Here is a 25057-nt window from a genome sequence, read left to right as displayed (position 1 = left end):
AGGAGTGAGCCTGCTCGCGATAGCGGTACTAAATTCCGCATTCGAGGTGGCTGATACACCGCTATCGCGAGCAGGCTCACTCCTACAAGGTTTTGCGCGATTTACAAAATTGTGGAAAACAAATTCCCATAGCTGCCAAAGCGCGACATATAGACGCTGCAAATGGCTGTTTTTCCACAGTTTTGACTTGTCCCCGTTTGCTGTGGAGCTGGCTGTGAATAACGTGGGAGTAGCTGGCTGCAGCCCTTGTTAACCGTGGCTTGCAGGCCGGTGGTTGATTATTGATCAGGCGTTTTTGCTGAAGCGGAAGACGCTGTTGTCAACCTTTTTCTAGGCCATGCTGCGGTGACAAATCGGTGTGAACAATCCTGTGGATAAGTCTGTGATTAAACTCTGGAAAGACCGCGCTGAGGGCCGTAATTACTGGCCTCGCGCAATCACTGCTCTGACCGGTCGGTCGTGCAAAATGCCATCTCCGGCACAACAGCCGCGTCAGGGTCAAGCAAAAAACTTTCTATTTCCTGCGCAAAGCCTTGTGTGGCGCGGCTTTGCGCGTTTCCACTTGCCCCCGGAAACTGTGGAAGGGACTGTGGATAACGTGCGTGCACATGGCTACAGGCCACGGCAGGTATGGCGTAGCGACGGTTGATCAAAATTTGATCGAAAGATGTCCCGGTGCGGGTGTTGCTCGTAAATGCCGGGCCGGGCATGCTGGCTGCTGATTTTCTATTCCAATGGCCGCACTCGTGGCCGACGCAAGGAGAACACGATGTCCAACACCCTGTTTATTACCGGCGCAACCTCCGGTTTTGGTGAAGCCTGTGCCCGTCGTTTCGCCGAGGCTGGCTGGAAACTGGTGTTGACCGGTCGTCGTGCAGAACGTCTGAATGCCCTGTGCGCCGAACTGTCGAAGCAGACCGAAGTGCATGGTCTGGTGCTCGACGTGCGTGACCGCAAAGCGATGGAAGAGGCGATCGCCAGTCTGCCGCCGTCGTTCGCCAAACTGCGTGGCCTGATCAACAACGCCGGGCTGGCGCTGGGTGTCGACCCTGCACCGAAATGCGACCTCGACGACTGGGACACCATGGTCGACACCAACGTCAAGGGCCTGATGTACAGCACCCGTCTGCTGCTGCCGCGTTTGATCGCTCACGGCCGTGGCGCCGGCATCGTCAACCTTGGCTCCATCGCTGGCAACTATCCGTACCCCGGCAGCCACGTGTATGGCGCGACCAAGGCGTTCGTCAAGCAGTTCTCGCTGAACCTGCGTTGCGACCTGCAGGGCACCGGCGTGCGCGTCAGCAACATCGAGCCAGGCCTTTGTGAAAGCGAGTTCTCGCTGGTGCGCTTTGCCGGTGACCAGGAACGTTACAACGCCACCTACGCCGGTGCCGAACCAATCCAGCCGCAGGACATCGCCGAGACCATTTTCTGGGTGCTCAACGCGCCGGCGCACATCAACATCAACAGCCTGGAGCTGATGCCGGTGAGCCAGACCTGGGCCGGGTTTGCCATCGAGCGTAACAAGGCGTAAGACCCTGTGGCGAGGGAGCTTGCTCCCGCTGGACTGCGCAGCAAGCCCGCTTTTTTGAACTGAAGAGCGGGGGCGCTCCGCACCCCAGCGGGAGCAAGCTCCCTCGCCACAAAACCGGGCATAACCGGCGATAAGGTAAACTCAACTCCGACAAACCCCACCGCACCCCGCGGTTCAAAGGTTTTTAGAGGAGGCTACGTGAGTAACCGAGGTGAGCAGTCACTGCTCAAACAATCGACCATCCTGATGTTCGCGGTGTCGATTGCCGGGATCGTCACCGGTTTTGTTTCAGGTTCGCAATCCATCCTTTTCGATGGTTTTTTCTCGCTGATCGCAACGTTCATCAAAGTGCTGATGCTGATCACCGCGCGGCTGATCGCCAAAGAAAGCAATCACCGCTTCCAGTTCGGCTTCTGGCATCTGGAGCCGATGGTGCTGCTGATCGAAGGCAGCTTCCTGCTGTTGATCGCCATCTACGCGTTTCTCAACGGCGTGTTCGGCATCATCAACGGTGGCCGCGAGATCGAGCTGGGGCTGGTGATCATTTATGCGGCGGTGTTCACCGTCGTCGAATTCGCCTATTTCTTCTACGTGCGTCGGCGCAATCGCAAGCTCAAGTCCAGCCTGATCCAGTTCGACAACATCAGCTGGCTGGTGGACGCGATGCTCTCGGTGGGTCTGTTGATCAGTTTTCTCGTGGCACTGCTGCTCCAGGCCCAGGGCTTCGGCGAGTGGGCGAAGTTTGTCGACCCGCTGATCCTGATCGTGCTGGCCCTGACCATGTTGCCGCCGGCGTTCAAGATCCTTGGCCCGGCGTTGCGCGATGTGTTGGGTATTGCCCCGGATACGCTGGATGATCAGGTGCGCCAGGTCATGGAAACGGCGAAGGTCGAGCATGGTTTCGACGACTACGTGACCTACGTGCAGAAGCACGGGCGGGCGCGGTTCATCGAGATTCATGTGGTGTTGCCGGCGGATTACCGGTTGCAGAGCGTTGGGCAACTGGATGCGTTGCGTGAGGAAATTTCGGCGCAGTTGGGCGAGCCGGATGCGGCACGCTGGTTGACCATCAGCTTTACCGGTGACAAGAAGTGGATTGCCTGATTCATAGCTGCTGAATCTCCTGTGGCGAGCGAGCTTGCTCGCGCTGGGCTGCGAAGCGGCCCCGGATTTTTGTGAGTGCTGCGCACTCAAGCGGGAGCAAGCTCCCTCGCCACAGGATAAGTTCAGTCAATCAGTTCAAGTATTCAGCCAGCCCGCTGTAGCACGTCGCCAAGTGATAAGGCGTGGTCGAAGGCATGTCCTTGCGGCTGACCTCGCCCAGCTCATCCCGGCACTCATGCCAACCGCCCGCTTGCAGAAAACGCTGCTGCAGCGCCTGCAACTGGCGTAGCACAGTGGCTTCGCTGTCCGGGCGCAAGGTCAGGGCGCGCAGGTATTCCGCCTGCGCCCAGATCCGCTGAGTGGAATCCTTCGGCTGTCCATCCAGTTGCAGATCGAGCATCGCCCGCACTGCACCTGAAGGTTGCTCAACGCCAAATTGCTCGGTGAAAGCGAACGCCCGCTCCAGCGCCGCGTGCAGTTTTGAGCCGCGCAGCAGGGCTGAAGACTCAAGCAGGAAATACCACTCGAACTGATGCCCCGGTTCGTACCAGTTATCCACAGCCCCCAGCGGTTTCTCCATCAACACCCCATGTTGCGGGTCGACGAACTGTTTGTGCATGGCTGTGCATAACTGCACCAGCGCTTGCTGCGTCTGCGCGTCTTCGCGCACGGCGAGGGTGGCGAGAAAGGCTTCGGCCAGGTGCATCAGCGGGTTTTGCAGCGGGCCGGTTTGCAGGGTGATCCAGTCGCGGTCCAGGCAGGCTTCGTACAGCCCGTCGCCGGTGGCGAAACGGCGGCCGATGACTTCCAGTGCGGCGTTCAGCGTGGATTCCACCAGAGGCTCGCGGGACTTGGCCCAGTAATGGGCGCAGGCGAACAGGATGAAGGCGTGGGTGTAGAGGTCTTTGCGCTGATCCAGCGGCTTGCCTTGCGCGTCGATGCTGTAGAACCAGCCGCCGTGCTCGGCATCGTGGAAATGCCGTTGCAGCGAGCGGAACAGCGTGGCGGCGCGCACTTCGGCGTTATCCACAACCCCGATCAGGCTGGAAAACAGGTACAGCTGCCGTGCGCAGGCCATCGCCCGATAGCGTTGCGGTGGCAAGGGTTGGTGCGCCGCGTCGAGTGCCTCGTAGGGCAGCGCCATGTCGGCGTTCCAGCCCGGGCCTTGCCAGAGCGGCACGATCACGTTCAGAAAGTGCTGTTGCACATCGCTGAACAGGGCGGTCAATTCGGGCAGGAAGGTGGAGCGGCAAGCATGGGGCATTGGCGGACGTCGTCACGGCTGGGGCGATTGCGCGACATGGTAGCAGAGCCGCGTCCTTTAGAGACGCGGTGTCTGTCAGACCGCCTTCGCGAGCAAGCTCGCTCCCACAGTTGAACCGGATCGCAGCTTGATTCTGTAGGAGCTGCCGCAGGCTGCGATCTTTTGATCTGGCTTGTAACCGCCAAAGTCAAAAGATCGCAGCCTGCGGCAGCTCCTACAGGAGGATGCATTCCAATTGTGGGAGCCAGCCTGCTGGCGATGGGGCCGGTTCAGGCGATAGAGATCAGCCGGCCAGCAACCAGGCGCCAGTCAGCGCCGAAGCAGCACCCGCCACTCGCACCAGCGGCGCAGCCGCCTGAGGCAACACGCGCACCAAGCCATAACCCGCCGCATGCAGCGCCGCCGTCGCCGCGACAAAACCGGCGGCATATGCCCAAGGGCTGCTCATGTCCGGCAGCTCCAGGCCATGCGCCACGCCATGGAACAGCGCAAACAACGCCGTTGCCGCCACCGCCATTACCAGCGGCGGACGCACGGCCAGTGCCACCGCCAGACCCAGCGCCAGCACCGAGGCGGCGATCCCGCTTTCCAGCGCCGGCAGCTCCAGCCCTTCAAAGCCGAGCAGGCCGCCGATCAGCATGGTGCCGACGAAGGTGCACGGCAGCGCCCAGCGCGCCGCGCCTTGTTGCTGCGCGGCCCACAGGCCGACCGCGACCATCGCCAGCAAGTGGTCGAGGCCGCCGATCGGGTGGCTGATACCGGCGACCAGACCGCTGTCGCCGTGGCCCGGGTGGGCGAAAGCGAGGGCCGGGGTCAGCAGCAGCGCCACGGCGCCGAGAATGCGTTTGAGTGTCATGGATAAGCTTCCTTGTTGGTCAATAAGTCAGGCGGCGTTCAGCAGGCCCTGGCGCTCGATGAAGGCGATGATCTCTTCCAGGCCCTGGCCGGTTTTCTGGTTGCTGAAGACGAATGGCTTGCCGTTGCGCATGCGCTGGGTGTCGCTATCCATCATTTCCAGCGAAGCACCGACCAGCGGCGCCAGGTCGATCTTGTTGATCACCAGCAGATCGGACTTGCAGATCCCCGGGCCGCCCTTGCGTGGCAGCTTGTCGCCGGCGGAGACGTCGATCACGTAGATGGTCAGGTCTGACAGCTCCGGGCTGAAGGTTGCCGACAGGTTGTCGCCACCGGATTCCACCAGAATCAGGTCCAGCCCCGGAAAGCGCCGGTTCAGTTGATCCACGGCTTCGAGGTTGATCGAGGCGTCTTCGCGGATCGCCGTGTGCGGGCAGCCACCGGTTTCCACGCCGATGATCCGCTCCGGCGCCAGTGCTTCGTTGCGCACCAGAAAGTCGGCGTCTTCGCGGGTGTAGATGTCGTTGGTGACGACGGCCAGGTTGTAGCGATCGCGCAACGCCAGGCACAGGGCCAGGGTCAATGCGGTCTTGCCGGAACCGACCGGGCCGCCGATACCGACGCGCAGGGGTTGTGTGTTCATGTGCTTCTCCAAGATGACAGGCCCTAAGAGCGAAACAGACGGCTGTACTGGCGCTCATGCGCCATGCACGCCAGGGACAGGCCGAATGCGGCGCTGCCGATGTGTTCGGGATTGATGCGGGTGGCGTCCTGCTGCGCCTGTTGCAGCAGCGGCAGCAGTTCGCTGGTCAGGCGCTGGGCGGCTTGCTGGCCCAGCGGCAGGGTTTTCATCAGCACCGCGAGCTGGTTTTCCAGCCAGCTCCACAGCCACGCGGCGAGCGCATCCTTCGGACTGATTTGCCAGGCGCGGGCAGCCAGTGCCCAGCCAAGAGCCAGGTGCGGTTCGGCGCATTGTTCAAGAAAACTGCGGGCTGGCGCGTCGAGTTCCGGCAGACCGTTGAGCAATTGCTGCAGCGAGTAACCCATCTGCCGGCTCTCCAGATGCAACTCACGGGTCTCGCGGCTGGCGCGGTGGGTTTCGCAGAGATGCAGCAACTCGGGCCAGTTTTCCTCGGCCGCGGCCTGACAATGAGCCAGCAGCAGCGGCGCCTCAAAACGGGCGAGGTTGAGCAGTAGTTGATCGCTGATCCAGCGCCGGGCGCTGTCCGGGTTGTTCACGCGGCCGTTATCCACCGCCATTTCCAGGCCTTGCGAATAGCTGTAGCCGCCAATCGGCAGTTGCGGACTGGCCAGGCGCAACAGCGCCCAGGCCGGGTTCACAGACGTACGCCGAACTGATGGAGTTTGGGCGCGTAGTTGAAATCTTCGTCGCCATGCCGCGAATGGTGATGGCCGCCGCCGTAGGCACCGTGTTCCGGCTGGAACGGCGCTTCAATCGCTTCGACCTGCGCGCCGAGCTGTTCGAGCATGGCCTTGAGCACGTAATCATCGAGCAGACGCAGCCAGCCATCGCCGACTTGCAAGGCGACGTGGCGGTTACCGAGGTGATAGGCGGCGCGGGTCAGTTCGAAGGCATTGGCGCAGGTGACGTGCAGCAGTTGCTCGGGGCGGGCACAGACGCGAACGATGCGGCCGTCCTCGGCCTGCAGGCATTCGCCGTTATATAACGGCGCCTGACCGCGCTCCAGAAACAACCCGACGTCTTCGCCATCGGCACTGAAACAGCGCAGACGGCTTTTGCTCCGCGCTTCGAAGGTCAGGTGCAACTCGGCGGACCAGACAGGTTGAGGGTTGATTCTGCGATGAATCACCAGCATCGGAAAGCTTCCAGCAGTGGACTTGTAGGGAGGGCTAGAGCAAGGGGCTTGCCAACCGGCCGAGATGTAGGAAATCCCTGTCGGAGCGTAGAGGATGTTTCAAGATGTTGCAGAATTTTGGAAGGTTTTGGTGCGTGAAGATTTTTACATGCACCAAATGGAGGCTTTGGCACTGAACCAAATGTGGGAGCGAGCTTGCTCGCGAAGGCGGTGGATCAGTGAATTGGAAGTTGGCTGACACGACGCCTTCGCGAGCAAGCTCGCTCCCACAGGGGGATTTGGTCTGATCTCAAATAAAGGAAGGTTATTCGGTACTGCCCAGCCCTTGCCAGTGCTTGAGGCCGATAAAGATGAAGCGCAGTTGCTGAGTGATCTTCGCCTGTGGCGTCAGATGCTCCGGCAAGGCTTCGGCGGGCGGGTCGATGATGTCCGGCAGGGTGGCGAATACCGATTTGACGATCAGGTCGGCGATCACGCTCAGCCCGGCTGCATCCAGATGTTGCAGCTTGGGCATCAGCGTCAGGTCAGCGGCAAGGTCGGCGCTGATGTTCTCGCGCAGACGGCCAATCGCCTGACGCACCGGCAGCGAGCCGCCGTACTGCTCGCGCGCCAGAAACAGGAATTGCGAACGGTTGGCGCTGACCACGTCGAGGAAGATCCGCACCGAGGCATCGATGATGCCGCCCATGACGAATTCGTTGTGGCGGACCAGGCGGATGGTTTCGCGAAAGGTCTGGCCGACTTCACTGACCAGCACCAGACCGAGTTCGTCCATGTCGGCAAAATGCCGATAGAAACCGGTGGGCACGATGCCGGCGGTCTTGGTCACTTCGCGCAGGCTCAGGCTGCCGAATCCTCGGCCGCTTTCCATCAAATGGCGGGCAGCGTCCATCAGGGCGTTGCGGGTCTGTTGTTTCTGTTCGGCGCGGGGCAGCATCGCAAAGGCGTTTTCTTAGGCAGGACAAGCGCCGCACTCTAGCAAATCGGCTTTGCTGGCGTCGAACGGCAGGGGGGAGGGAGGTGAGCGGGGAAACGGGTTTTTGCGGATTGCAGTGCTGAAAAAATCAAAAGCCCAATCCGCTGATTGGGCTTTTTTTCCAGGCCGCCATGGGCTTAGCTCAAAGCGCTGTTGCGTTCGATCACACGGTCACCACCGCCTTCGGCAACGGCCTGGCCCAGTGGGGTTTTATCGAAACCGTCTTCGGCGAGGGTCTGACCTTGTGGGGTACGGTCACCGCCACCTTCAGCGAGGGTTTGACCTTGTGGAGTGCGGTCGCCGCCATCGGATGCCAGGGTCTGACCTTGTGGCGTCTTGTCATAGCCGTCTTGCACCAGACCTTTCTCTTCCAGGCGATCACGGCCGCCTTCTGCTACAGCCTGGCCTTGTGGAGTCTTGTCGTAGCCATCTTGTACCAGGCCTTTTTCTTCCAGACGATTACGGCCGTTTTCCGCCAGGGTCTGACCTTGTGGCGTGCGGTCGCCGCCGTCAGCCGCCACAGTCTGGCTGAACACCGAGTGGCTGGCTTTCACTTGTGGGGTAGCCTGATCGGCAGCGGGCAGGGCGAAAGCAGTGCTGGCTAGCATCGACAGGGTAAGGCTGAGCAGTAATTGGCGTTTCATGATGGGTTGCTCCTTGGGAGGGCGATAAAGTGGGTACGAAGCCAATGCTACTCTCGATAAGTCGATATAAAAGTTCATAAACGCAATGGTAATAATCAACAGAATTGATTGTTCTGCCGAGGCGCTCTAGCTCGGGCGTTTGCGGACGGTGGTTTTGCACCGCAGTGGGTATTTTCGACTCACTCGCGCCTCGCAAATGTGCGGGTGGCGGTAACGCTGTTCGACCGAACGGTCAGCATTCGGGTGATTTTTTGCCACGGAATCTATATTCCGATTAAACCTGCGCACTGTTTGCCAGTCGTAGATTTCATGAGGGCCGCTTTGGCCCGCCGTTTCAGCTGTGCGTCGCGAAGTCGGCGTGCGGTCGTCATCAGGAGTTTTGTGCATGACGCGCACCGGAAAAATCTTCAGTTGGACCTTCGCCATCCTCGTACTGTTGCTGGCGGTACTGGTTCTGATCATCGTGTTCTTCGACTGGAACCGGATCAAACCGCCACTCAACGCCAAAGTCTCGGAAGAACTGCATCGACCGTTCGCCATCAATGGCAACCTCGCGGTGATCTGGCAGCGCGAGCCGGAAGAGGGCGGTTGGCGGGCCTGGGTGCCGTGGCCGCACGTGGTGGCTGAAGACCTGACGCTGGGCAACCCGGACTGGTCGAAGCAGCCGCAGATGGTCACGCTCAAACGCGTGGAACTGCGCATCTCGCCGCTGGCCCTGCTGGCGCAGCGGGTGACGATCCCGCGTATCGACCTGACCGAACCCAACGCGCAATTGCAACGCCTGGCCGATGGCCGCGCCAACTGGACGTTCAAGTTCGACCCGAAAGACCCGAATGCCGAACCCTCCAACTGGGTGGTGGACATCGGGGCGATCGGCTTCGACAAGGGCCACGTCACCCTGGATGACCAGACGCTGAAAACCAACCTCGACGTGGTGATCGATCCGCTGGGCAAGCCGATTCCGTTCAGCGATATCGTCGGTGACAAAGCCGCGAAGACTGCCCAGGACAAGGGCGCCGCGCCGCAGGACTATGCATTTGCGCTGAAGGTCAAAGGCCAGTACCACGGCCAGAATCTCACCGGCCAGGGCAAGATCGGCGGGTTGCTGGCGTTGCAGGACGCGAACAAACCGTTCCCGCTACAGGCCCAGGCGAAGATCGGCGCCACCAGCATCGAACTGGCCGGCACCCTCACTGACCCGCTCAACCTCGGCGCACTCGATCTGCGTCTGAAACTGGCGGGCGCGAGCCTTGGCAACCTCTATCCGCTGACCGGCGTGACCCTGCCGGATACGCCGCCGTATTCCACCGACGGTCACTTGATCGCCAAACTGCATGACGCCGCCGGGGCGAAATTCACTTATGAACAGTTCAACGGCAAAATCGGCGGGAGTGACATTCACGGCGATCTGACCTACGTCGCCAGCCAGCCACGGCCCAAACTCAGCGGCGCATTGCTGTCCAATCAATTGCTGTTCGCCGACCTCGCGCCGCTGATCGGCGCCGACTCCAATGACAAGCAAAAGGCCCGCGGCGGCGAGAGCAAACAACCGACGGACAAAGTGCTGCCAGTGGAAGAGTTCAAGACCGACCGCTGGCGCGCCATGGACGCTGACGTCGAGTTCACCGGCAAGCGCATCGTCCACAGTGAAAAACTGCCGTTCACCGACCTTTATACCCACCTGAAACTCAACGACGGCGAACTCAGCCTCGAACCGCTGCGCTTCGGCGTGGCCGGCGGCAACCTGGACGCGCAGATCCGCCTCAACGGGCGCAGCGAACCGCTGGAAGGCCGGGCCAAACTGACCGCGCGCGGCTTCAAGCTCAAGCAGTTGTTCCCGACTTTTGAGCCGATGAAAACCAGCTTCGGTGAACTGAATGGCGACGCCGACATCAGCGGTCGCGGCAACTCGGTGGCCAAGCTGCTGGGCGGCGCCAACGGCAACCTGAAGATGCTGATCAACGACGGGGCGATCAGCCGTGAGCTGATGGAACTGGCAGGGCTCAACGTCGGCAACTACGTGGTTGGCAAGATCTTTGGCGACAAGGAAGTGAAGATCAACTGCGCCGCAGCCGACTTCGACATTAAGACCGGCCTGGCGACCACGCGGCTGTTTGTGTTCGACACCGAGAACGCGATCATCTACATCGACGGCACCGCGAACATGGCCACCGAGCAACTGGATCTGACCGTGACGCCGGAATCCAAGGGCTGGCGCCTGATTTCGCTGCGTTCACCGTTGTACGTGCGCGGCAAGTTCATCAAGCCCGACGCTGGCGTGAAGGCCGTGCCGTTGATGCTGCGTGGGGCGGGGATGGTCGCGCTGGGCGTGATTGCCGCACCGGCGGCGGGGCTGCTGGCGCTGGTGGCGCCGAGTGGCGGGGAGCCGAATCAGTGTGCGCCGCTGCTTGAGCAGATGAAGGCGGGCAAGGCGCCCGTGACCGTCAAGCCAACCAAGTAAGGCAAGAGCAAAAGATCGCAGCCTGGGGCAGCTCCTACAGTGGATTGTATGAGCTGCCGCAGGCTGCGATCTTTTTGCTTCTGTTGCGGCCCCTTCGCGAGCAGGATCGCTCCCACATTTGAAATGGATTCCAGTGTGGGAGCGAGCTTGCTCGCGAAGGCGGTTTTGGAAGGCTTACAAGTCTTTCAAAATGTCGGCCATATCATCCGCATGCTCTTCTTCCTGGGCGAGGATGTCTTCGAAGATGCGCCGGGTGGTCGGGTCTTTTTCGCCGATGTACTGGATGATCTCGCGGTAGCTGTCGATGGCGATCCGCTCGGCCACCAAGTCCTCGTAGACCATTTCCTTCAAGGTGTTCCCGGCCACGTACTGGGCGTGGGACATTTTCGACAGCAGGTCCGGATTGAACTCCGGTTCGCCACCCAGTTGCACGATGCGCTCGGCCAGACGGTCGGCGTGTTGTGCTTCCTGGGTTGCATGTTCGAGGAATTCTTCGGCGGCCACGTGAGCCTTCACGCCGTTGGCCATGAAGTAGTGACGTTTGTAACGCAGGACGCAGACCAGTTCGGTGGCCAGCGACTCATTGAGCAGGCGCAGCACCTCGTCACGGTCGGCGCTGTAGCTCTCGGTTACCGCGCCGTTCTCGACGTGCTGTCGTGCGCGCTCGCGCAGGGTTTGAACATCAGACAAATGCAGGTCATCGCTCATTTCGATCTCCAGGAGGCTAATCCAATGGGCGCCACGCTCTTCAGGCGTGATCGCATACCCTGGTTGTGAGTCCTGCGCGATCGAAAAAGTTTTATCAGATTTCCACCGTCCCCCCTGCAGGCGCTGCCGAGGGCTGCGATCTTGGCGTCAGTCCGGACAACACGGCCTCCTCCTGTAACCAGGCAAAAAACGCCCGCACCGGCGGATGCCGTTCCCGTCCCGGCACACACAACGCGCTGTACCCGGCACCATCGACCTGCACCTGCCCCTTGTACGGCACCAGCAGCCCACTGGCGACGCTTTGCGACACCAGAATATTGCTCGCCAGCACCAGACCTTGCCCGGCAATCGCCGCTTGCAGGGCGTAATGCTCCTCGTCGTATTCGCGGATCGCCGGATGCTGATTCAGCCACGACTCGCCGGAGCGGGCGCACCACGCTTCCCAGCCGTGGGCATACAGCTTCGAGTTATGCCAGAGCACGCTGATCAGCGCCGGCGTGCGCCGGGCGGCCAGCGCCACCTGCTCCGGCGAGCCATACACACCGAAGGACTCATCGAACAGGCACAGGCCGTAGAGATTGGGGTAAGTGTCGAGGCTGTAGCGCAGCACCAGATCGACGCTGGCGTCCTGATGCAAGTCGATGACTTCGCAGTGGGTATCGAGGCGCACGTTGATGTTCGGGTGTTGCGCATAAAAACGCCCGAGGCGCGGCACCAGCCACAGCGCTGCAAACGCGGCGGTGGTCGACAGCGTCAGGCTGCTGCCACTGCGTTGCGGGCGCAGGGTGTCGACGCTTTGCGCGACTTCCAGCAGCGCGCCGTGCAGGCTGCGAAACAGCCGCTCGCCACCTTCGGTCAGGCGCACCTGACGTGGCAAGCGTTCGAACAGCGCCACGCCGAGCCAGTCTTCCAGCGAGCGGATCTGGTGAGAGATTGCCGTGGGCGTGACCGACAGTTCTTCGGCGGCGGCCTTGAAGCTCAGCAGGCGCGAAGCGGATTCGAAGGCGCGCAGGGCGGTCAGCGGCAACGAGGCGAACATTGAAAAACTCCATGGATGAAATGAATTCATCCCGACTGATTTTTGCTCATTTGAGACGGCAGCGGGTCGGCGCCAATCTGGCGCTACACAGCCATTCAAGTCTAGTCCCAAGGAGATTCAGATGAGCAAAATTCTTGCGATCCATGCCAGCCCACGGGGTGATCGTTCGCATTCACGGCGCCTGGCGGAAAGCTTTCTCAGCGCCTGGCAAATGCGCCATCCCCAGGCGCAGGTCACCCGCCGCGAAGTCGGACGGGCGCTGATTCCGGCGGTCAACGAAGCGTTTGTGGCGGCGGCTTTTTACCCTGAACCCGAAGCACGGCCGTTGTCGATGCAGGCCGATCTGGCGCTCAGCGATCAACTGGTCGGCGAGTTGTTCGAACACGATCTGCTGCTGATTTCCACGCCGATGTACAACTTCAGCGTGCCCAGCGGCCTCAAGGCCTGGGTCGATCAGATTGTGCGACTGGGCCTGACCTTCGACCACACCCTGGACAACGGCGTGGCCCAATACACCCCGCTGCTGCAGGGCAAGAAAGCGCTGATCGTCACCAGTCGCGGCGGTTTCGGCTTCGGTCCCGGTGGTGAGCTGGAGGCCCTGAACCACGCCGATCCATGGCTGCGCACGGCGTTGGGGTTTGTCGGCATCAACGATGTCAGCGTAGTCGCGGCTGAGGGTGAAGAGTCGGCAGAGCGCACCTTCGCCGTGTCGGTGGCCGAGGCCGAGCAGCGTTTGCTCGACCTCGCCCGGACGTTCTAAGTGGCCTGGCTGTTCCTGCTGATCGCCGCCGGCTTCGAGGTGACGTTCGCCATGGGCATGAAGTACGCCGAAGGCTTCACCCGCCTGTGGCCGTCGCTGATCACGGTGGTGGCGGCGATTGGCGGGATCTATTTCCTGACGTTGGCGATGCGCGAGTTGCCGGTGAGCATCGCCTACCCGATATGGACGGCCATCGGCTCGCTGGGCACGGTGTTTCTCGGCTTTGCCCTGCTCGGCGAGAGCCTGACTCTGGTCAAACTGCTGTCGGTGGGGCTGATTGTGGCGGGGGTGGTGGGCCTGAAGTAGGCTGGTCGTGGAGTTGTCATTATCAGAGAGGATGCTTGGCGGGCGTTTTGCACGTCTGGCATCCACTCAGCGACCACAAGGATGTTTGCCCATGTCACAAGGTTCGGCGACACGTTATCCACTGGTGCTGGTGCCGGGCATGCTCGGGTTTATCCGGCTGCTGCTGTATCCGTACTGGTACGGGATCATCAAGGCGTTGCGTCGTGGCGGGGCGACAGTGATTGCGGTGCAGGTGTCGCCGCTAAACTCCACCGAGGTGCGCGGCGAGCAGTTGTTGGCGCGCATCGACGAAATTCTGCGCGAGACCGGCGCCGCCAGAGTCAATCTGTTCGGCCACAGCCAGGGCTCGTTGACCGCGCGTTATGCCGCCGCCAAACGGCCGGATCTGGTCGCTTCGGTGACGTCCGTGGCCGGACCCAATCATGGTTCGGAACTGGCCGACTATCTGCAGCAACACTACCCGGCGAACACTGCCAAGGGCCGTCTGCTTGAAGCGCTGCTGCGGGTTGTCGGCTGGCTGATGGCGTTGCTGGAGACCGGTTACCACGGGCCGAAACTGCCGGTGGACATCCACGCTTCGCATCAATCGCTGACCAGTGAAGGGGTGGCGCTGTTCAATCAGCGTTATCCACAGGGTCTGCCCGGAACCTGGGGTGGGCACGGGCCGGAAGAGGTCAATGGCGTGCGTTATTACTCGTGGTCGGGGACGTTGCAACCGGGCAAGACCGATCGCGGCGGCAACCTGTTCGACGGCACCAACCGCAGCTGCCGGCTGTTCGCGAAAACCTTCGTGCGCGAGCCGGGGCAGTGCGACGGGATGGTCGGGCGCTACAGCTCGCACCTCGGCACTGTGATTGGCGACGACTATCCGCTGGACCACTTCGACATCGTCAATCAGTCGCTGGGGCTGGTGGGGAAGGGGGCGGACCCGGTGCGGCTGTTTGTCGAGCATGCGGCGCGGCTCAAGGCTGCCGGATTGTGACTCGCTTTTGTGGCGAGGGGATTCATCCCCGATGGGCTGCGCAGCAGCCCTTGTTTTGAGATAAATAGCGGGGTCGCTTCGCGCCCCATCGGGGATAAATCCCCTCACCACAGGGCCAGATCAGGCAACGCTGATTCTGCGGCCTAGCACGGTGGTCCAGCGCTCGGAAAGAATCACCCCACCCAACGTCAACACCCCGCCCACCAGGTGATACATCGCCAACTGCTCCTTCAACACCACCGCCGCAATCAGCGCGGTAATCACCGGCAGCAGGTTAAAGAACAACGTGGTCCGGCTCGGCCCCAGACGCTGCACCGCCTGCATCCACGCCAGCGGCGCGAGCATCGAGGCCAGCAGGCATGCGTACAGCACCAGCGGAATGTTCTGCGCGGTGAAACCGGTTTTCGGCGAGGCGGCGTACAGTGGAAACAGCACCACAATCGCCACCAGCACCTGCAGGTACAGCAACACCAGCGGCGGCAGGCGCAGCTGCCATTTTTTCAGCAGGGTGCTGTAGATCGCGTAGGCCAGGGTGGCGATCAGCATCATCGCGTCACCCAGGTTCACCCCGTGTTGCAGCAGCGCGCCAAGGCTGCCGGACGACACCACCACCAGCACCCCGGCGAACGACAGCACTGCGCCGAACAAGGCCCCGGCGGTCAGGCGCTGGCCGAGACTGATGATCGCCATGGCCAGCGACATCAGTGGCATCAGCGACAGGATGATGCCCATGTTGGTCGCGGTGGTCAGGGTCGCGGCGAAGTAGGCGAGGCTTTGATAGACCGCCATCCCGAGCACGCCGAGGATGAAGATCTTGCCCAGATTCGGGCGGATCTGCGGCCAGTGCGCGATCACCGCTTTGAGCATGAACGGGGTGAACAACAGGCCGGCGAGCAGCCAGCGGTAGAAACCGATCTCGGCGGGGAAGATCGCCCCGACCGCCAGTTTGTTGATCACGGTATTGCCGGCCCAGATGAAAATCGCCAGCAGGGGAAATGCGTATTGCATGGGGTTAAAACCAGAACGTTGATGAACGCTGATTATCCCCTGTCTGGATACAGCCCTATACTGCGAACCGGACAACCTGCCTCTGCAACCGGACAGCATGAACAGTAAACACATCGATTTGCTGGATTTCAGCGAACTGCCGTCAGCGGTGTACTTCCGCTATGCCGACTTCAACGCCCATGAATACGCCGCGCCGCACCGCCATCCGTGGGGCACGCTGGAATATGCGGCTCACGGTGTGCTGCACATGGACGTCGACGGCAGCCGCTTCATGTCGCCGCCGCACTACGCGGTGTGGGTACCGCCGCAAGTCGAGCACAGTTTCTACAGCCATCAACCGGTCAACTATCGAGCGGTGTGCCTCGACCCCAAGGTCTGCGCCGATCTGCCGACGCGCGCTTGCACCCTGGCGATCAGCGACATCCTCAAGGCGATTCTCAAGGACTTCGCCGCCCGCGACGTGAAAATCCCCGAACTCGACGCTGACCAGCGTCTGGCCCAGGTGCTGGTCGATCAACTGCAACAGGCGCCGGTACACGAGTGTTACCTGCCGTATGCGAGCCATCCCGGGTTGCTGGCGATTCTCGATGCGTTGCAGGCCGATCCCGGCAATAACCAGCCACTGGCGCACTGGGCAGCGCAGGTGCACGTCAGCGAACGTACGCTGGCCCGGCAGTTCGTGCGTGAGCTGGGGATGAGTTTTGGCGAATGGCGTCAGCGCCTGCGTTATCTCGCGGCCATCGAAGCGCTGGAAAGTACCCGCAGCGTGCAGGAGATCGCCTTCGATCTCGGCTACAGCAGCGGCTCGGCCTTCATCGCCATGTTTGCCCGGCAGGCCGGGTGTACGCCGGAACAGTATCGGCGTAGCCACCTGGAAGGCAGGAAGGTGTAACAAGATTTGGCTACACTTCAGCGGAGGCCGCATCCATCGGTGCGGCGACAAGGAGAAAACTCCATGAAGATGTTGCGTGTGCCTTTGTTGATGATCGGTCTGCTCCTGTGTTCCCAGGGTTTCGCCGCCACGGCGCAACAGAACAAAATGACCACCTGCAATGCTGATGCTACCGCCAAGAGTCTCAAGGGCGACGAGCGCAAGACTTTCATGAGCACTTGCCTCAAGGCTGCACCGGCGGCCAATGACGGCAAAGTGCTGACCCCGCAGCAGGAAAAAATGAAAACCTGCAACGCCGACGCGAAAACCAAGGCCCTGACCGGCGATGCGCGCAAGACCTTCATGAGTGATTGCCTGAAGAAAAAGTAAGCATTTGAGTCTTGTGGTGAGCGGGCTGGCCTCTTCGCGAGCAAGCTCGCTCCCACAGGAGTGCGCATCCCAATGTGGGAGCGAGCTTGCTCGCGAAGGGGCCATTGAGCGCGACAATAGCCCCTGCATATCCCTAGTGCTCTCCCCAGATCGCTGGCAGACTGCCAATCCTTTTACGCCGTTCGTTTTGAGGCTGTATGCCAACGTTTTCTGAGCGTCATGTTGTGTTCTGGGTCAGTTGCATCATCATTTGTGGCGGTCTGCTGCTGGCGTTGCCGCTGCGCTTGTTGCCCAGCCTGCTGGCCGGTCTGCTGGTGTTCGAACTGGTCAACATGCTTACCCCGCAACTGCAACGGCTGATCGAAGGCCGGCGTGCGCGCTGGCTGGCGGTGGCGCTGCTGGGCACGCTGGTGGTCAGTGTGCTGGCGTTGATCTTTGCCGGCGCCATCAGTTTCTTGCTGCACGAAGCGGAAAACCCGGGCGCCTCGCTCGACAAATTCATGGGCGTGGTCGACCGCGCGCGCGGGCAATTGCCACCGTTTCTCGATGCTTACCTGCCGGCCAGTGCTGCGGAGTTTCGCGTGGCCATCGGCGAATGGGCGAGCAAACACCTGGCCGAGCTGCAACTGGTGGGCAAGGACGCGGCGCACATGTTCGTCACCTTGCTGATCGGCATGGTCCTTGGTGCGATCATCGCTCTGCAGCGAGTGCCGGATCTGACCAAGCGCAAACCGCTGGCCGCCGCCCTGTTTGACCGTCTGCACCTGGTGGTTCAAGCCTTTCGCAACATCGTCTTCGCGCAGATCAAGATTTCCCTGCTGAACACGTTCTTCACTGCGATTTTCCTTGTGGTGGTCTTGCCGCTGTTCGGCATCAAGCTGCCGCTGACCAAGACCCTGATCGTCCTGACGTTCCTGCTCGGCCTGCTGCCGGTGATCGGTAACCTGATGTCGAATACGCTGATCACCATCGTCGGCCTGTCGCTGTCGATCTGGGTGGCGGTGGCGGCGCTGGGCTATCTGATTTTTATCCACAAGCTCGAATACTTCCTCAACGCGCGCATCGTCGGCGGGCAGATCAGTGCCAAGTCGTGGGAGCTGCTGCTGGCGATGCTGGTGTTCGAAGCCGCGTTCGGCCTGCCGGGGGTGGTGGCGGGGCCGATTTATTACGCGTACCTGAAGAGTGAGTTGAAGCTGGGCGGGATGGTGTAAGCGATGGATCTGTGTTGCCTGATCTGGCGCCTTCGCGAGCAAGCTCGCTCCCACACTGGATTGCATTTCAACTGAAGGAATGCGGTCAAATGTGGGAGCGAGCTTGCTCGCGAAAGGCGCAATGCCGATTTCAGGTCAGTTCATGGCGCCGTAGCGCTTCATCGCCTCGATCGCCAGACCGCTGCCAATGCTGCCAAAGATATTCCCTTCAACATGCCGCGCATTCGGCAGCATCGCCGAAACACTGTTGCGCAGCGCCGGAATGCCGCTCGAACCACCGGTGAAGAACACCGTATCGACCTGCGCCACCGACACGTTGGCATCGTTCAACAGCTGCGTGACGCTGCCGCGTACGCGCTCAAGCAGCGCGTCGATGGAGGATTCGAACAGGGCGCGGCTCAGTTCCACGCTCAGGCCCGGCTCGATCCGGTCCAGCGGCACGTGGCGGCTGTCGGCGTGGGTCAGCTGGATCTTGGTTTCTTCGACTTCCATCGCCAGCCAGTGCCCGGCGCGCTGTTCGATCAGCTTGAACAGGCGGTCGATGCCGCCGGTGTCCTCGATGTCGTAGCGCATGCTGCCCAGCGCCAGGGTGGATTTTTGCGAGTACACCGAGTTGATGGTGTGCCAGGTCGCCAGGTTCATGTGGTGGCTGGTCGGCATGTAGGCGCCGCTCTTCATCCGGCTGCCGTAGCCGAACAGCGGCATCAGGCCTTGCAGGCTCAGCTGTTTGTCGAAGTCGGTCCCGCCGATGTGCACGCCGCCGGTGGCGAGGATGTCATCGTGGCGGTTGTCCATGCCGCGACGCTCGGGCGACAGGCGTACCAGCGAGAAGTCGGACGTACCACCGCCGATGTCGACGATCAGCACCAGCTCTTCTTTCTCGATGGTCGACTCGTAGTCGAATGCCGCGGCGATCGGTTCGTACTGGAACGACACGTCTTTGAAGCCGAGTTTGCGCGCCACTTCCACCAACGTGTCTTCGGCTTCCTGGTCGGCCAGCGGGTCGTCATCGACGAAGAACACCGGGCGGCCCAGCACCACTTGTTCGAATTCCCGACCGGCGGCGGTTTCGGCGCGGCTCTTGAGCTGACCGATGAACAGCCCCAGCAAGTCCTTGAATGGCATCGCGGTGCCGAGCACGCTGGTGTCGTGCTTGATCAGCTTGGAACCCAGCAGGCTCTTGAGCGAGCGCATCAACCGGCCTTCGTAGCCTTCCAGGTATTCGTGCAGGGCCAGGCGACCGTACACCGGACGGCGCTCTTCGATGTTGAAGAACACCACCGACGGCAGGGTGATCTTGTCGTCTTCCAGCGCGATCATCGTTTCCATGCCGGGGCGCAGCCAGCCGACGGTGGAGTTGGAGGTGCCGAAGTCGATACCGCAGGCACGGGCTGGAGAGGCGTTGTTCATGTCTTTCGGTTTCCGGTCAAAAAACGGCCGCGCAGTGTATGTCAGTGCGCGGCAGATTCGAAGGCCGGTCATCTGCTATTTCACGACTAAGCTTCTTGAAAGTCGCAGCTTCGCCCCAAACTTGCTGGCATGGGCCGGCAGACATACCGGCGGTCACAAGAACCGCCGTCCACTGCCGATAAACTTCTGCTGCGCCACCCGGTCACAAGCTTGAGATCGGTCAACCCGGCACGCGCGAATGAGCGCATGCTGGTCTCGGCGCGAAATCGATAACGGATGGTGATTCCTTCGATGGACTTCAAAGACTATTACAAGATACTCGGCGTGGAGCCGACAGCGGACGACAAGGCGATCAAGGCCGCCTATCGCAAGCTGGCGCGCAAATACCACCCCGATGTCAGCAAGGAAAAAGACGCCGAGGCCAAGTTCAAGGACGCCTCGGAAGCCTATGAAGCGTTGAAAAGCGCCGACAAGCGCGCCGAGTACGACGACCTGCGCCGTTATGGCCAGCATGGTCAGCCGTTCCAGGGGCCACCGGGCTGGCAGAGCCGTGGCGGTTTTGGCGGTGGCGGTGGCGACACCGGTGACTTCTCGGACTTTTTCAGTTCGATCTTCGGCAATCGCGGCGCCGGTTTCGGTGGCGGCGAGGGTCGGCAGCAACGCAGTGCAGGGCGCCGAGGGCAAGACGTGGAAATGGAACTGCCGGTCTTCCTTGAGGAGACGCTGTCGGACGAGTCGAAGAAAGTCAGCTTTCAGGTTCCGCAATACAACGCTAACGGTCAGCACGTCAGCAATACCAGCAAGAGCTTGAACGTGAAGATCCCGGCGGGCGTGACCGACGGTGAGCGTATCCGCCTCAAAGGCCAGGGCGCACCAGGCATCGGTGGCGGCGCCAATGGCGACCTGTACCTGACCATTCGTTTTGCGCCGCACCCGAAATTCGATGTCGAAGGCGACAACCTGATCATCACGTTGCCATTGGCACCGTGGGAGCTGGCGCTGGGCACCGAGGTGGCCGTGCCGACCCTGACCGGCAAGATCAACCTCAAGGTTCCGGCCGGCAGCCAGAACGGCCAGCGCATGCGCGCCAAGGGCCATGGCTTGAAAAACAAGGCCGGTGAGCGCGGTTACCTGTTCGTGCAGCTCAAGGCCGTGATGCCGAAAACCTCCGACGACGAGGTCAAGGCGCTGTGGCAGGAACTGGCGAAGAAAGCCGCGTTCAACCCACGCGAGAACTTCTGAATCCGACGACGGAGTAGCCCATCATGAGCAGCCCCCTGATCGTTCAACTGGACATGGCAGAATTCTGTGAGGCGGCCGATCTGTCGGACGTCTACGTGATCGAAATCGTCGAACACGGCATCCTCGAACCTCAGGGCGCGCAGCCCCGGGAATGGCGGTTCACCGACTACGAGCTGAGCCTGGCCAAGCGCGCCGCGAAATTGCGGCGCGAGCTGGAGCTGGAGTGGGAGGGCGTTGCCCTGGCACTGAATCTGCTGGAGGAAGTGCATGAGCTGCGGGCGGAGAACCGGATGCTGCGCCAGCGGTTGGGGCGTTTGGTGGTCGAATAGTTTTACCGTTGGTTCTGGAGCGTCTTTGCGGGCCCCTTCGCGAGCAAGCTCGCTCCCACAGGAGATCGCGATCTAAATGTGGGAGCGAGCTTGCTCGCGAAGAACGATAACGCGGTAAGCCTGCTTAAACCTTTCTCGGCAACACCACACTGAACAGTGTGCCGTCAGCCTCGCTCGAGCTGACGTCGATCGTCCCGCCATGGGCGGTCACCACTTCCTTGACAATGAACAAGCCCAATCCGAGGCTGGTCGACGGCTGCCCGAGTTCTTCGTCGGCGCTGCGTACCAACGGGTCGAAAATGGTGCCGATAGCCTCTTCGGAAATCGGTGTGCCGTAGTTGTGCACCGACAGGCACACGCAGTCGCCCTCGCCACGCAGATCGAGCGTCACGTCACGCTGGCTGGCACCGTGCTGCAAGGCATTGCCGATCAGGTTCTGCAGTAACTGGTCGATTCGCCCGGCGTCCCACACGCCGCGGGTGTCACCGTGCACCGTGAGCCTGGGATCGGATTGCGGATGGCCGGCGCAGGCTTCGGCAATCGCTGCGCGCGCGGCAACGGCCAGATCCATCGGGGCGGGCTCGATCGGCAGGCTACGGCCCAGGCGACTGCGCACCAGTTCCAGCAAGTCACTGACCATCGCCGCCATGTGTCGCGCACCGCGCTTGATGTGCAGGGCGCAGGCCAGTGCATCGCCTTCAAGGCTGGATTTGCGCAGCAGCAGTTCGGTGGACATGCTCACCGCTTGCAGCGGCGCACGCAGGTCATGGCCGAGGATGGCGAGGAAAATATCCCGCGAGCGATTGACCTGCTCGGCGTAGGCCGCGGTGGATTCGGCCAGTGCCTCGTCGATGGCTTCATTGAAACGGATCATGTCCTGAAAATAGGTCATGTCCGGCGATTCAAGGCTGTTGACCCACAGGCGGATCACGCAGGCACGCAAATGGCGGAATTCACTGGTCATCTGCACCAGGTCAAAACCGACGGTGTGGCGCAGTTCGCCATGGCTGGCGCCGGCCTCGTCCAGGCTCGGGGTCTTTTCCGGGCCTTCGCCCTTGGCTTTGGCAGCCTGTTCGGCGGGGCTTTGCGGCTTGTTCATGTCGCGGGCGGCGGCCCGCAGAATCTCGCTGGCGTGATCGCGCAGCGCAGTGGAATCCAGATAGTCGGCGGCCGGCGTGATGGTCGCGGCGAACTGTTCCCACTCATCGACGATAGGGTCGATATTGGCCACGATGAACTCGGAAAGACGCATGGGCAGTTCCTGAAAAAAGGCGGAGCGAATCGAATATTAGTCCCTTTGGCGGGAAATACACGACCGTTTGCACGGTGCTTTTCCAGCACCATGAAAAAGGCCCCGGGAGCGTGCGCAAGACACAACCCCGGGGCCTTTTGCCGTGCGTCAGAACAGGAAGTAACGCTGCGCCATCGGCAGAGTTTCGGCAGGTTCACACCACAGCAACACACCGTCGGCCTTGACCTGATAGGTCTGCGGGTCGACATCGATGTTCGGCAGATAATCGTTGTGGATCAGGTCGGTTTTCTGCACGTCGCGGCAGCGTTTGACCACGCCGATTTTCTTCTTCAAACCCAGCGCTTCAGGCAACCCGGCCTCCTGCGCGGCCTGACTGATGAAGGTCAGGCTGGTGGCGTGCAGCGAGCCGCCGTAGCTGGCGAACATCGGGCGGTAGTGCACCGGTTGCGGGGTTGGAATCGAAGCGTTGGCATCGCCCATCAGACTGGCGGCAATGGCGCCGCCCTTGAGGATCAGCGTCGGTTTGACGCCGAAGAACGCCGGACGCCAGAGCACCAGGTCGGCCCATTTGCCGACTTCGATCGAACCCACTTCATGGCTGATGCCATGGGTGATCGCCGGGTTGATCGTGTATTTGGCGATGTAGCGCTTGGCGCGGAAATTGTCGTTGCCTGCGCCGTCCTGGGGCAGCGGGCCGCGCTGCTTTTTCATCTTGTCGGCAGTCTGCCAGGTGCGTGTGATGACTTCGCCGACGCGGCCCATGGCCTGGCTGTCGGAGCTGATCATCGAGAACGCGCCGAGGTCGTGGAGGATGTCTTCGGCGGCGATGGTTTCGCGGCGGATACGGCTTTCGGCGAACGCCACGTCTTCGGCGATGCTCGGGTCGAGGTGGTGGCAGACCATCAGCATGTCGAGGTGTTCGTCGATGGTGTTGCGGGTGAACGGCCGGGTCGGGTTGGTCGAGCTCGGCAATACGTTAGGGAAGCCGCAGGCCTTGATGATGTCCGGCGCATGACCGCCGCCGGCACCTTCGGTGTGGTAGGTGTGGATGGTGCGACCCTTGAATGCGCCGAGGGTGGTTTCGACGAAACCCGATTCGTTGAGGGTGTCGGTGTGGATCGCCACCTGCACGTCGTACTGGTCGGCGACGCTCAGGCAGTTGTCGATGCTCGCCGGGGTGGTACCCCAGTCTTCGTGCAGTTTGAGGCCGATGGCGCCGGCCTTGACCTGCTCGATCAGCGGCTCCGGCAGGCTGGCGTTGCCCTTGCCGGTGAGGCCGATGTTCATCGGGAACGCGTCGGCGGCCTGGAGCATGCGCGCCAGGTGCCACGGGCCGGAGGTGCAGGTGGTGGCGTTGGTGCCGGTGGCCGGACCGGTGCCGCCGCCGATCATGGTGGTGACGCCGCTCATCAGCGCTTCTTCGATCTGTTGCGGGCAGATGAAATGGATGTGGGTGTCGATGCCGCCGGCGGTGAGGATCATGCCTTCACCGGCGATCACTTCGGTGCTGGCGCCGATGGCGATGGTCACATTGGGCTGCACGTCCGGGTTGCCGGCCTTGCCGATCGCGGCGATACGCCCGTCCTTCAGGCCGACGTCGGCTTTGACGATGCCCCAGTGGTCGATGATCAACGCGTTGGTAATCAAGGTGTCGACCACTTCGGCGGCGAGCAACTGGCTCTGGCCCTGGCCGTCGCGGATGACTTTGCCGCCGCCGAACTTCACTTCTTCGCCGTAGGTGGTGAAATCTTTTTCGACTTCGATCCACAACTCGGTGTCCGCCAGGCGCACCTTGTCGCCGACGGTGGGGCCGAACATGTCGGCGTAGGCTTGTCTTGAAATTTTCATCCGAATTCCTTGCACAAATTTATTGTGGCGAGGGGATTCATCCCCGATCGGGTGCGAAGCACCCGCCATTCAGCAAAAGTGATTTTCGTGGTGGGGCAGGTGGCGGTTGGCGACCGCTGCGCGGTCGATCGGGGATGAATCCCCTCACCACAGATAAATCCCCTCACCACAAATAAATCATCGTCAGTCGAGATCACCCATGACCCGCCCGGCAAAGCCGAACACCCGCCGATGCCCGGCGTACTCCACCAGCTCGACCTCGCGGCTCTGCCCCGGTTCGAAGCGCACCGCGGTGCCGGCCGGGATGTTCAGGCGCATGCCACGGCTGGCGGCGCGATCAAAGGTCAGCGCATCGTTGGTTTCGAAAAAGTGATAGTGCGAACCGACCTGGATCGGCCGGTCGCCACTGTTGGCGACTTTCAGGCTGAGGGTGCGGCGGCCGACATTCAGTTCGATGTCGCCGGGCTGGATCTGGTACTGACCGGGAATCATGGCCGGGCTCCTTGCAGAATCTTGTAATAGAGGGCAGTCGGTCGATACGTGCCTTGCGGATCGCAGGCGTAGTCGGGGATTTCGCCGGCACGGGTGTAACCCAGGGCTTTGTAGAAATCTTCGGCCGGGGAGCCAGCCTCGGTGTCGAGGTAGAGCATGCCGCGCTTGTGCTTGGCCGCTTCGAGCTCCAGCGCACTCATCAATTGCTGGCCGAGGCCACGGCGGCGCGCCTGTTCGCGCACCAGCAGTTTCTGCACCTCGGCGCGATTGAGGCCGTTGGCTTTCTGACACAGGCCCAACTGCACGCTGGCCAGCACCTGTTCGTCCTTGACCACCACCCAGAGCAACACGCTGCCCTTGTTCACTTGTTGCTGCACTTCATCGAAATAGGCGCGGGCTTGCGCGGCATCGAGGTCGGCCATGAAACCGACGCTGGCGCCATAACCCACGGCGTCGAGCAGCAGATCAATCAGGCCCTGACGATAGTGCGCAAAACTTTCCGCATTGACGCGTCGCAGTTGGGCGGGGTTCAT

General features: G+C 61.5%; 26 protein-coding genes. 11 read left to right on the top strand and 15 right to left on the bottom strand.

Features of this window, described 5'->3' with window-relative positions; translation table 11 throughout:
* Positions 1 to 769: 769 nt before the first annotated feature.
* Positions 770 to 1534, top strand: a complete 765-nt coding sequence (locus tag PMI25_RS02930; RefSeq protein ID WP_007967491.1) for an SDR family oxidoreductase — start codon at positions 770 to 772, stop codon at positions 1532 to 1534.
* A 198-nt stretch (positions 1535 to 1732) separates the two neighbouring features.
* Positions 1733 to 2638: a cation diffusion facilitator family transporter gene (locus tag PMI25_RS02925; RefSeq protein WP_007967493.1), complete on the top strand. Its 906-nt coding sequence runs from the start codon at positions 1733 to 1735 to the stop codon at positions 2636 to 2638.
* Between the two features lie 130 nt (positions 2639 to 2768).
* Here PMI25_RS02925 and PMI25_RS02920 read toward each other — a convergent pair whose 3' ends face one another.
* From PMI25_RS02920 to PMI25_RS02890, 7 genes are all read right to left on the bottom strand, one after another.
* Entirely contained in the window at positions 2769 to 3902 is a 1134-nt protein-coding gene (locus PMI25_RS02920; protein WP_007967495.1) for an AGE family epimerase/isomerase, read from the bottom strand.
* Between the two features lie 283 nt (positions 3903 to 4185).
* Positions 4186 to 4758 carry a HupE/UreJ family protein gene (locus tag PMI25_RS02915; RefSeq protein ID WP_007966944.1) on the bottom strand — a complete coding sequence of 191 codons (573 nt, stop codon included), beginning with the start codon at positions 4756 to 4758 and terminating at the stop codon, positions 4186 to 4188.
* Positions 4759 to 4785: 27 nt separating this feature from the next.
* Positions 4786 to 5400, bottom strand: coding sequence for an urease accessory protein UreG (ureG, locus tag PMI25_RS02910; protein ID WP_007966946.1), 615 nt, complete (start codon positions 5398 to 5400; stop codon positions 4786 to 4788).
* A 23-nt stretch (positions 5401 to 5423) separates the two neighbouring features.
* Positions 5424 to 6098: an urease accessory protein UreF gene (locus tag PMI25_RS02905; RefSeq protein ID WP_007966948.1), complete on the bottom strand. Its 675-nt coding sequence runs from the start codon at positions 6096 to 6098 to the stop codon at positions 5424 to 5426.
* The gene (gene ureE, locus PMI25_RS02900; RefSeq protein WP_007966950.1) at positions 6095 to 6595 is read right to left on the bottom strand and encodes an urease accessory protein UreE; all 501 of its coding nucleotides are present in this window, start codon (positions 6593 to 6595) and stop codon (positions 6095 to 6097) included. The genes PMI25_RS02905 and ureE overlap by 4 nt, the downstream gene beginning before the upstream one ends.
* 304 nt (positions 6596 to 6899) lie before the next feature.
* A complete protein-coding gene (locus tag PMI25_RS02895) occupies positions 6900 to 7532 on the bottom strand; it encodes a TetR family transcriptional regulator (RefSeq protein WP_007966952.1) in 633 nt (210 codons plus the stop codon).
* A gap of 176 nt (positions 7533 to 7708) precedes the next feature.
* Positions 7709 to 8215 carry a hypothetical protein gene (locus PMI25_RS02890; protein ID WP_007966954.1) on the bottom strand — a complete coding sequence of 169 codons (507 nt, stop codon included), beginning with the start codon at positions 8213 to 8215 and terminating at the stop codon, positions 7709 to 7711.
* A gap of 385 nt (positions 8216 to 8600) precedes the next feature.
* Between PMI25_RS02890 and PMI25_RS02885 the strand changes: the two genes are divergently transcribed.
* On the top strand, positions 8601 to 10676 hold the full coding sequence (locus PMI25_RS02885) for an AsmA family protein (RefSeq protein WP_007966956.1): 2076 nt from the start codon (positions 8601 to 8603) through the stop codon (positions 10674 to 10676).
* Between the two features lie 174 nt (positions 10677 to 10850).
* On the opposite strand, the gene PMI25_RS02880 is transcribed toward PMI25_RS02885, so the two are convergent.
* The gene (locus PMI25_RS02880; RefSeq protein ID WP_007966958.1) at positions 10851 to 11384 is read right to left on the bottom strand and encodes a ferritin-like domain-containing protein; all 534 of its coding nucleotides are present in this window, start codon (positions 11382 to 11384) and stop codon (positions 10851 to 10853) included.
* 94 nt (positions 11385 to 11478) lie between these two features.
* Positions 11479 to 12423 (bottom strand): LysR substrate-binding domain-containing protein, encoded by a 945-nt coding sequence (locus PMI25_RS02875; protein WP_007966961.1) that lies wholly within the window; start codon positions 12421 to 12423, stop codon positions 11479 to 11481.
* 121 nt (positions 12424 to 12544) lie between these two features.
* Here PMI25_RS02875 and PMI25_RS02870 point away from each other — a divergent pair, with 121 nt between their 5' ends.
* The 3 genes from PMI25_RS02870 (at position 12545) to PMI25_RS02860 (ending at position 14471) form a co-directional block, all read left to right on the top strand.
* Positions 12545 to 13183, top strand: a complete 639-nt coding sequence (locus PMI25_RS02870; RefSeq protein WP_007966963.1) for an FMN-dependent NADH-azoreductase — start codon at positions 12545 to 12547, stop codon at positions 13181 to 13183.
* Positions 13184 to 13489 (top strand): DMT family transporter, encoded by a 306-nt coding sequence (locus tag PMI25_RS02865; protein WP_007966966.1) that lies wholly within the window; start codon positions 13184 to 13186, stop codon positions 13487 to 13489.
* A 91-nt stretch (positions 13490 to 13580) separates the two neighbouring features.
* Entirely contained in the window at positions 13581 to 14471 is an 891-nt protein-coding gene (locus PMI25_RS02860) for an esterase/lipase family protein (RefSeq protein WP_007966968.1), read from the top strand.
* Between the two features lie 120 nt (positions 14472 to 14591).
* Here the strand turns inward: PMI25_RS02860 and PMI25_RS02855 are convergent, their stop codons facing one another.
* A complete protein-coding gene (locus PMI25_RS02855) occupies positions 14592 to 15479 on the bottom strand; it encodes a DMT family transporter (RefSeq protein WP_007966969.1) in 888 nt (295 codons plus the stop codon).
* A gap of 97 nt (positions 15480 to 15576) precedes the next feature.
* On the opposite strand from PMI25_RS02855, the gene PMI25_RS02850 reads away from it, so the two are divergent.
* The 3 genes from PMI25_RS02850 (at position 15577) to PMI25_RS02840 (ending at position 17951) form a co-directional block, all read left to right on the top strand.
* The gene (locus PMI25_RS02850) at positions 15577 to 16371 is read left to right on the top strand and encodes an AraC family transcriptional regulator (RefSeq protein ID WP_007966971.1); all 795 of its coding nucleotides are present in this window, start codon (positions 15577 to 15579) and stop codon (positions 16369 to 16371) included.
* A 63-nt stretch (positions 16372 to 16434) separates the two neighbouring features.
* On the top strand, positions 16435 to 16740 hold the full coding sequence (locus PMI25_RS02845) for a PsiF family protein (protein ID WP_007966973.1): 306 nt from the start codon (positions 16435 to 16437) through the stop codon (positions 16738 to 16740).
* A 197-nt stretch (positions 16741 to 16937) separates the two neighbouring features.
* Complete coding sequence (locus PMI25_RS02840; RefSeq protein WP_007966974.1) at positions 16938 to 17951, top strand: AI-2E family transporter; 1014 nt, start codon at positions 16938 to 16940, stop codon at positions 17949 to 17951.
* Between the two features lie 135 nt (positions 17952 to 18086).
* Here PMI25_RS02840 and PMI25_RS02835 read toward each other — a convergent pair whose 3' ends face one another.
* Complete coding sequence (locus tag PMI25_RS02835) at positions 18087 to 19361, bottom strand: Hsp70 family protein (protein ID WP_007966976.1); 1275 nt, start codon at positions 19359 to 19361, stop codon at positions 18087 to 18089.
* A 291-nt stretch (positions 19362 to 19652) separates the two neighbouring features.
* Between PMI25_RS02835 and PMI25_RS02830 the strand changes: the two genes are divergently transcribed.
* Both PMI25_RS02830 and PMI25_RS02825 read left to right on the top strand, forming a co-directional pair.
* Entirely contained in the window at positions 19653 to 20603 is a 951-nt protein-coding gene (locus PMI25_RS02830; protein ID WP_007966978.1) for a DnaJ C-terminal domain-containing protein, read from the top strand.
* Between the two features lie 23 nt (positions 20604 to 20626).
* Positions 20627 to 20932 (top strand): chaperone modulator CbpM, encoded by a 306-nt coding sequence (locus tag PMI25_RS02825; RefSeq protein WP_003221201.1) that lies wholly within the window; start codon positions 20627 to 20629, stop codon positions 20930 to 20932.
* Between the two features lie 124 nt (positions 20933 to 21056).
* On the opposite strand, the gene PMI25_RS02820 is transcribed toward PMI25_RS02825, so the two are convergent.
* The 4 genes from PMI25_RS02820 to PMI25_RS02805 form a co-directional block, all read right to left on the bottom strand.
* A complete protein-coding gene (locus PMI25_RS02820) occupies positions 21057 to 22184 on the bottom strand; it encodes a sensor histidine kinase (RefSeq protein ID WP_007966981.1) in 1128 nt (375 codons plus the stop codon).
* A gap of 147 nt (positions 22185 to 22331) precedes the next feature.
* Entirely contained in the window at positions 22332 to 24032 is a 1701-nt protein-coding gene (gene ureC / locus PMI25_RS02815) for an urease subunit alpha (RefSeq protein ID WP_007966982.1), read from the bottom strand.
* 183 nt (positions 24033 to 24215) lie between these two features.
* Positions 24216 to 24524 (bottom strand): urease subunit beta, encoded by a 309-nt coding sequence (locus tag PMI25_RS02810; RefSeq protein ID WP_007966984.1) that lies wholly within the window; start codon positions 24522 to 24524, stop codon positions 24216 to 24218.
* Complete coding sequence (locus PMI25_RS02805; protein WP_007966986.1) at positions 24521 to 25057, bottom strand: GNAT family N-acetyltransferase; 537 nt, start codon at positions 25055 to 25057, stop codon at positions 24521 to 24523. Before PMI25_RS02805 ends, PMI25_RS02810 begins: the two co-directional genes overlap by 4 nt.

This window comes from Pseudomonas sp. GM30 (assembly GCF_000282275.2).
In the GTDB taxonomy this organism is placed as follows: Bacteria; Pseudomonadota; Gammaproteobacteria; order Pseudomonadales; family Pseudomonadaceae; genus Aquipseudomonas.
This window is presented reverse-complemented; position numbering and strand designations above follow the sequence as displayed.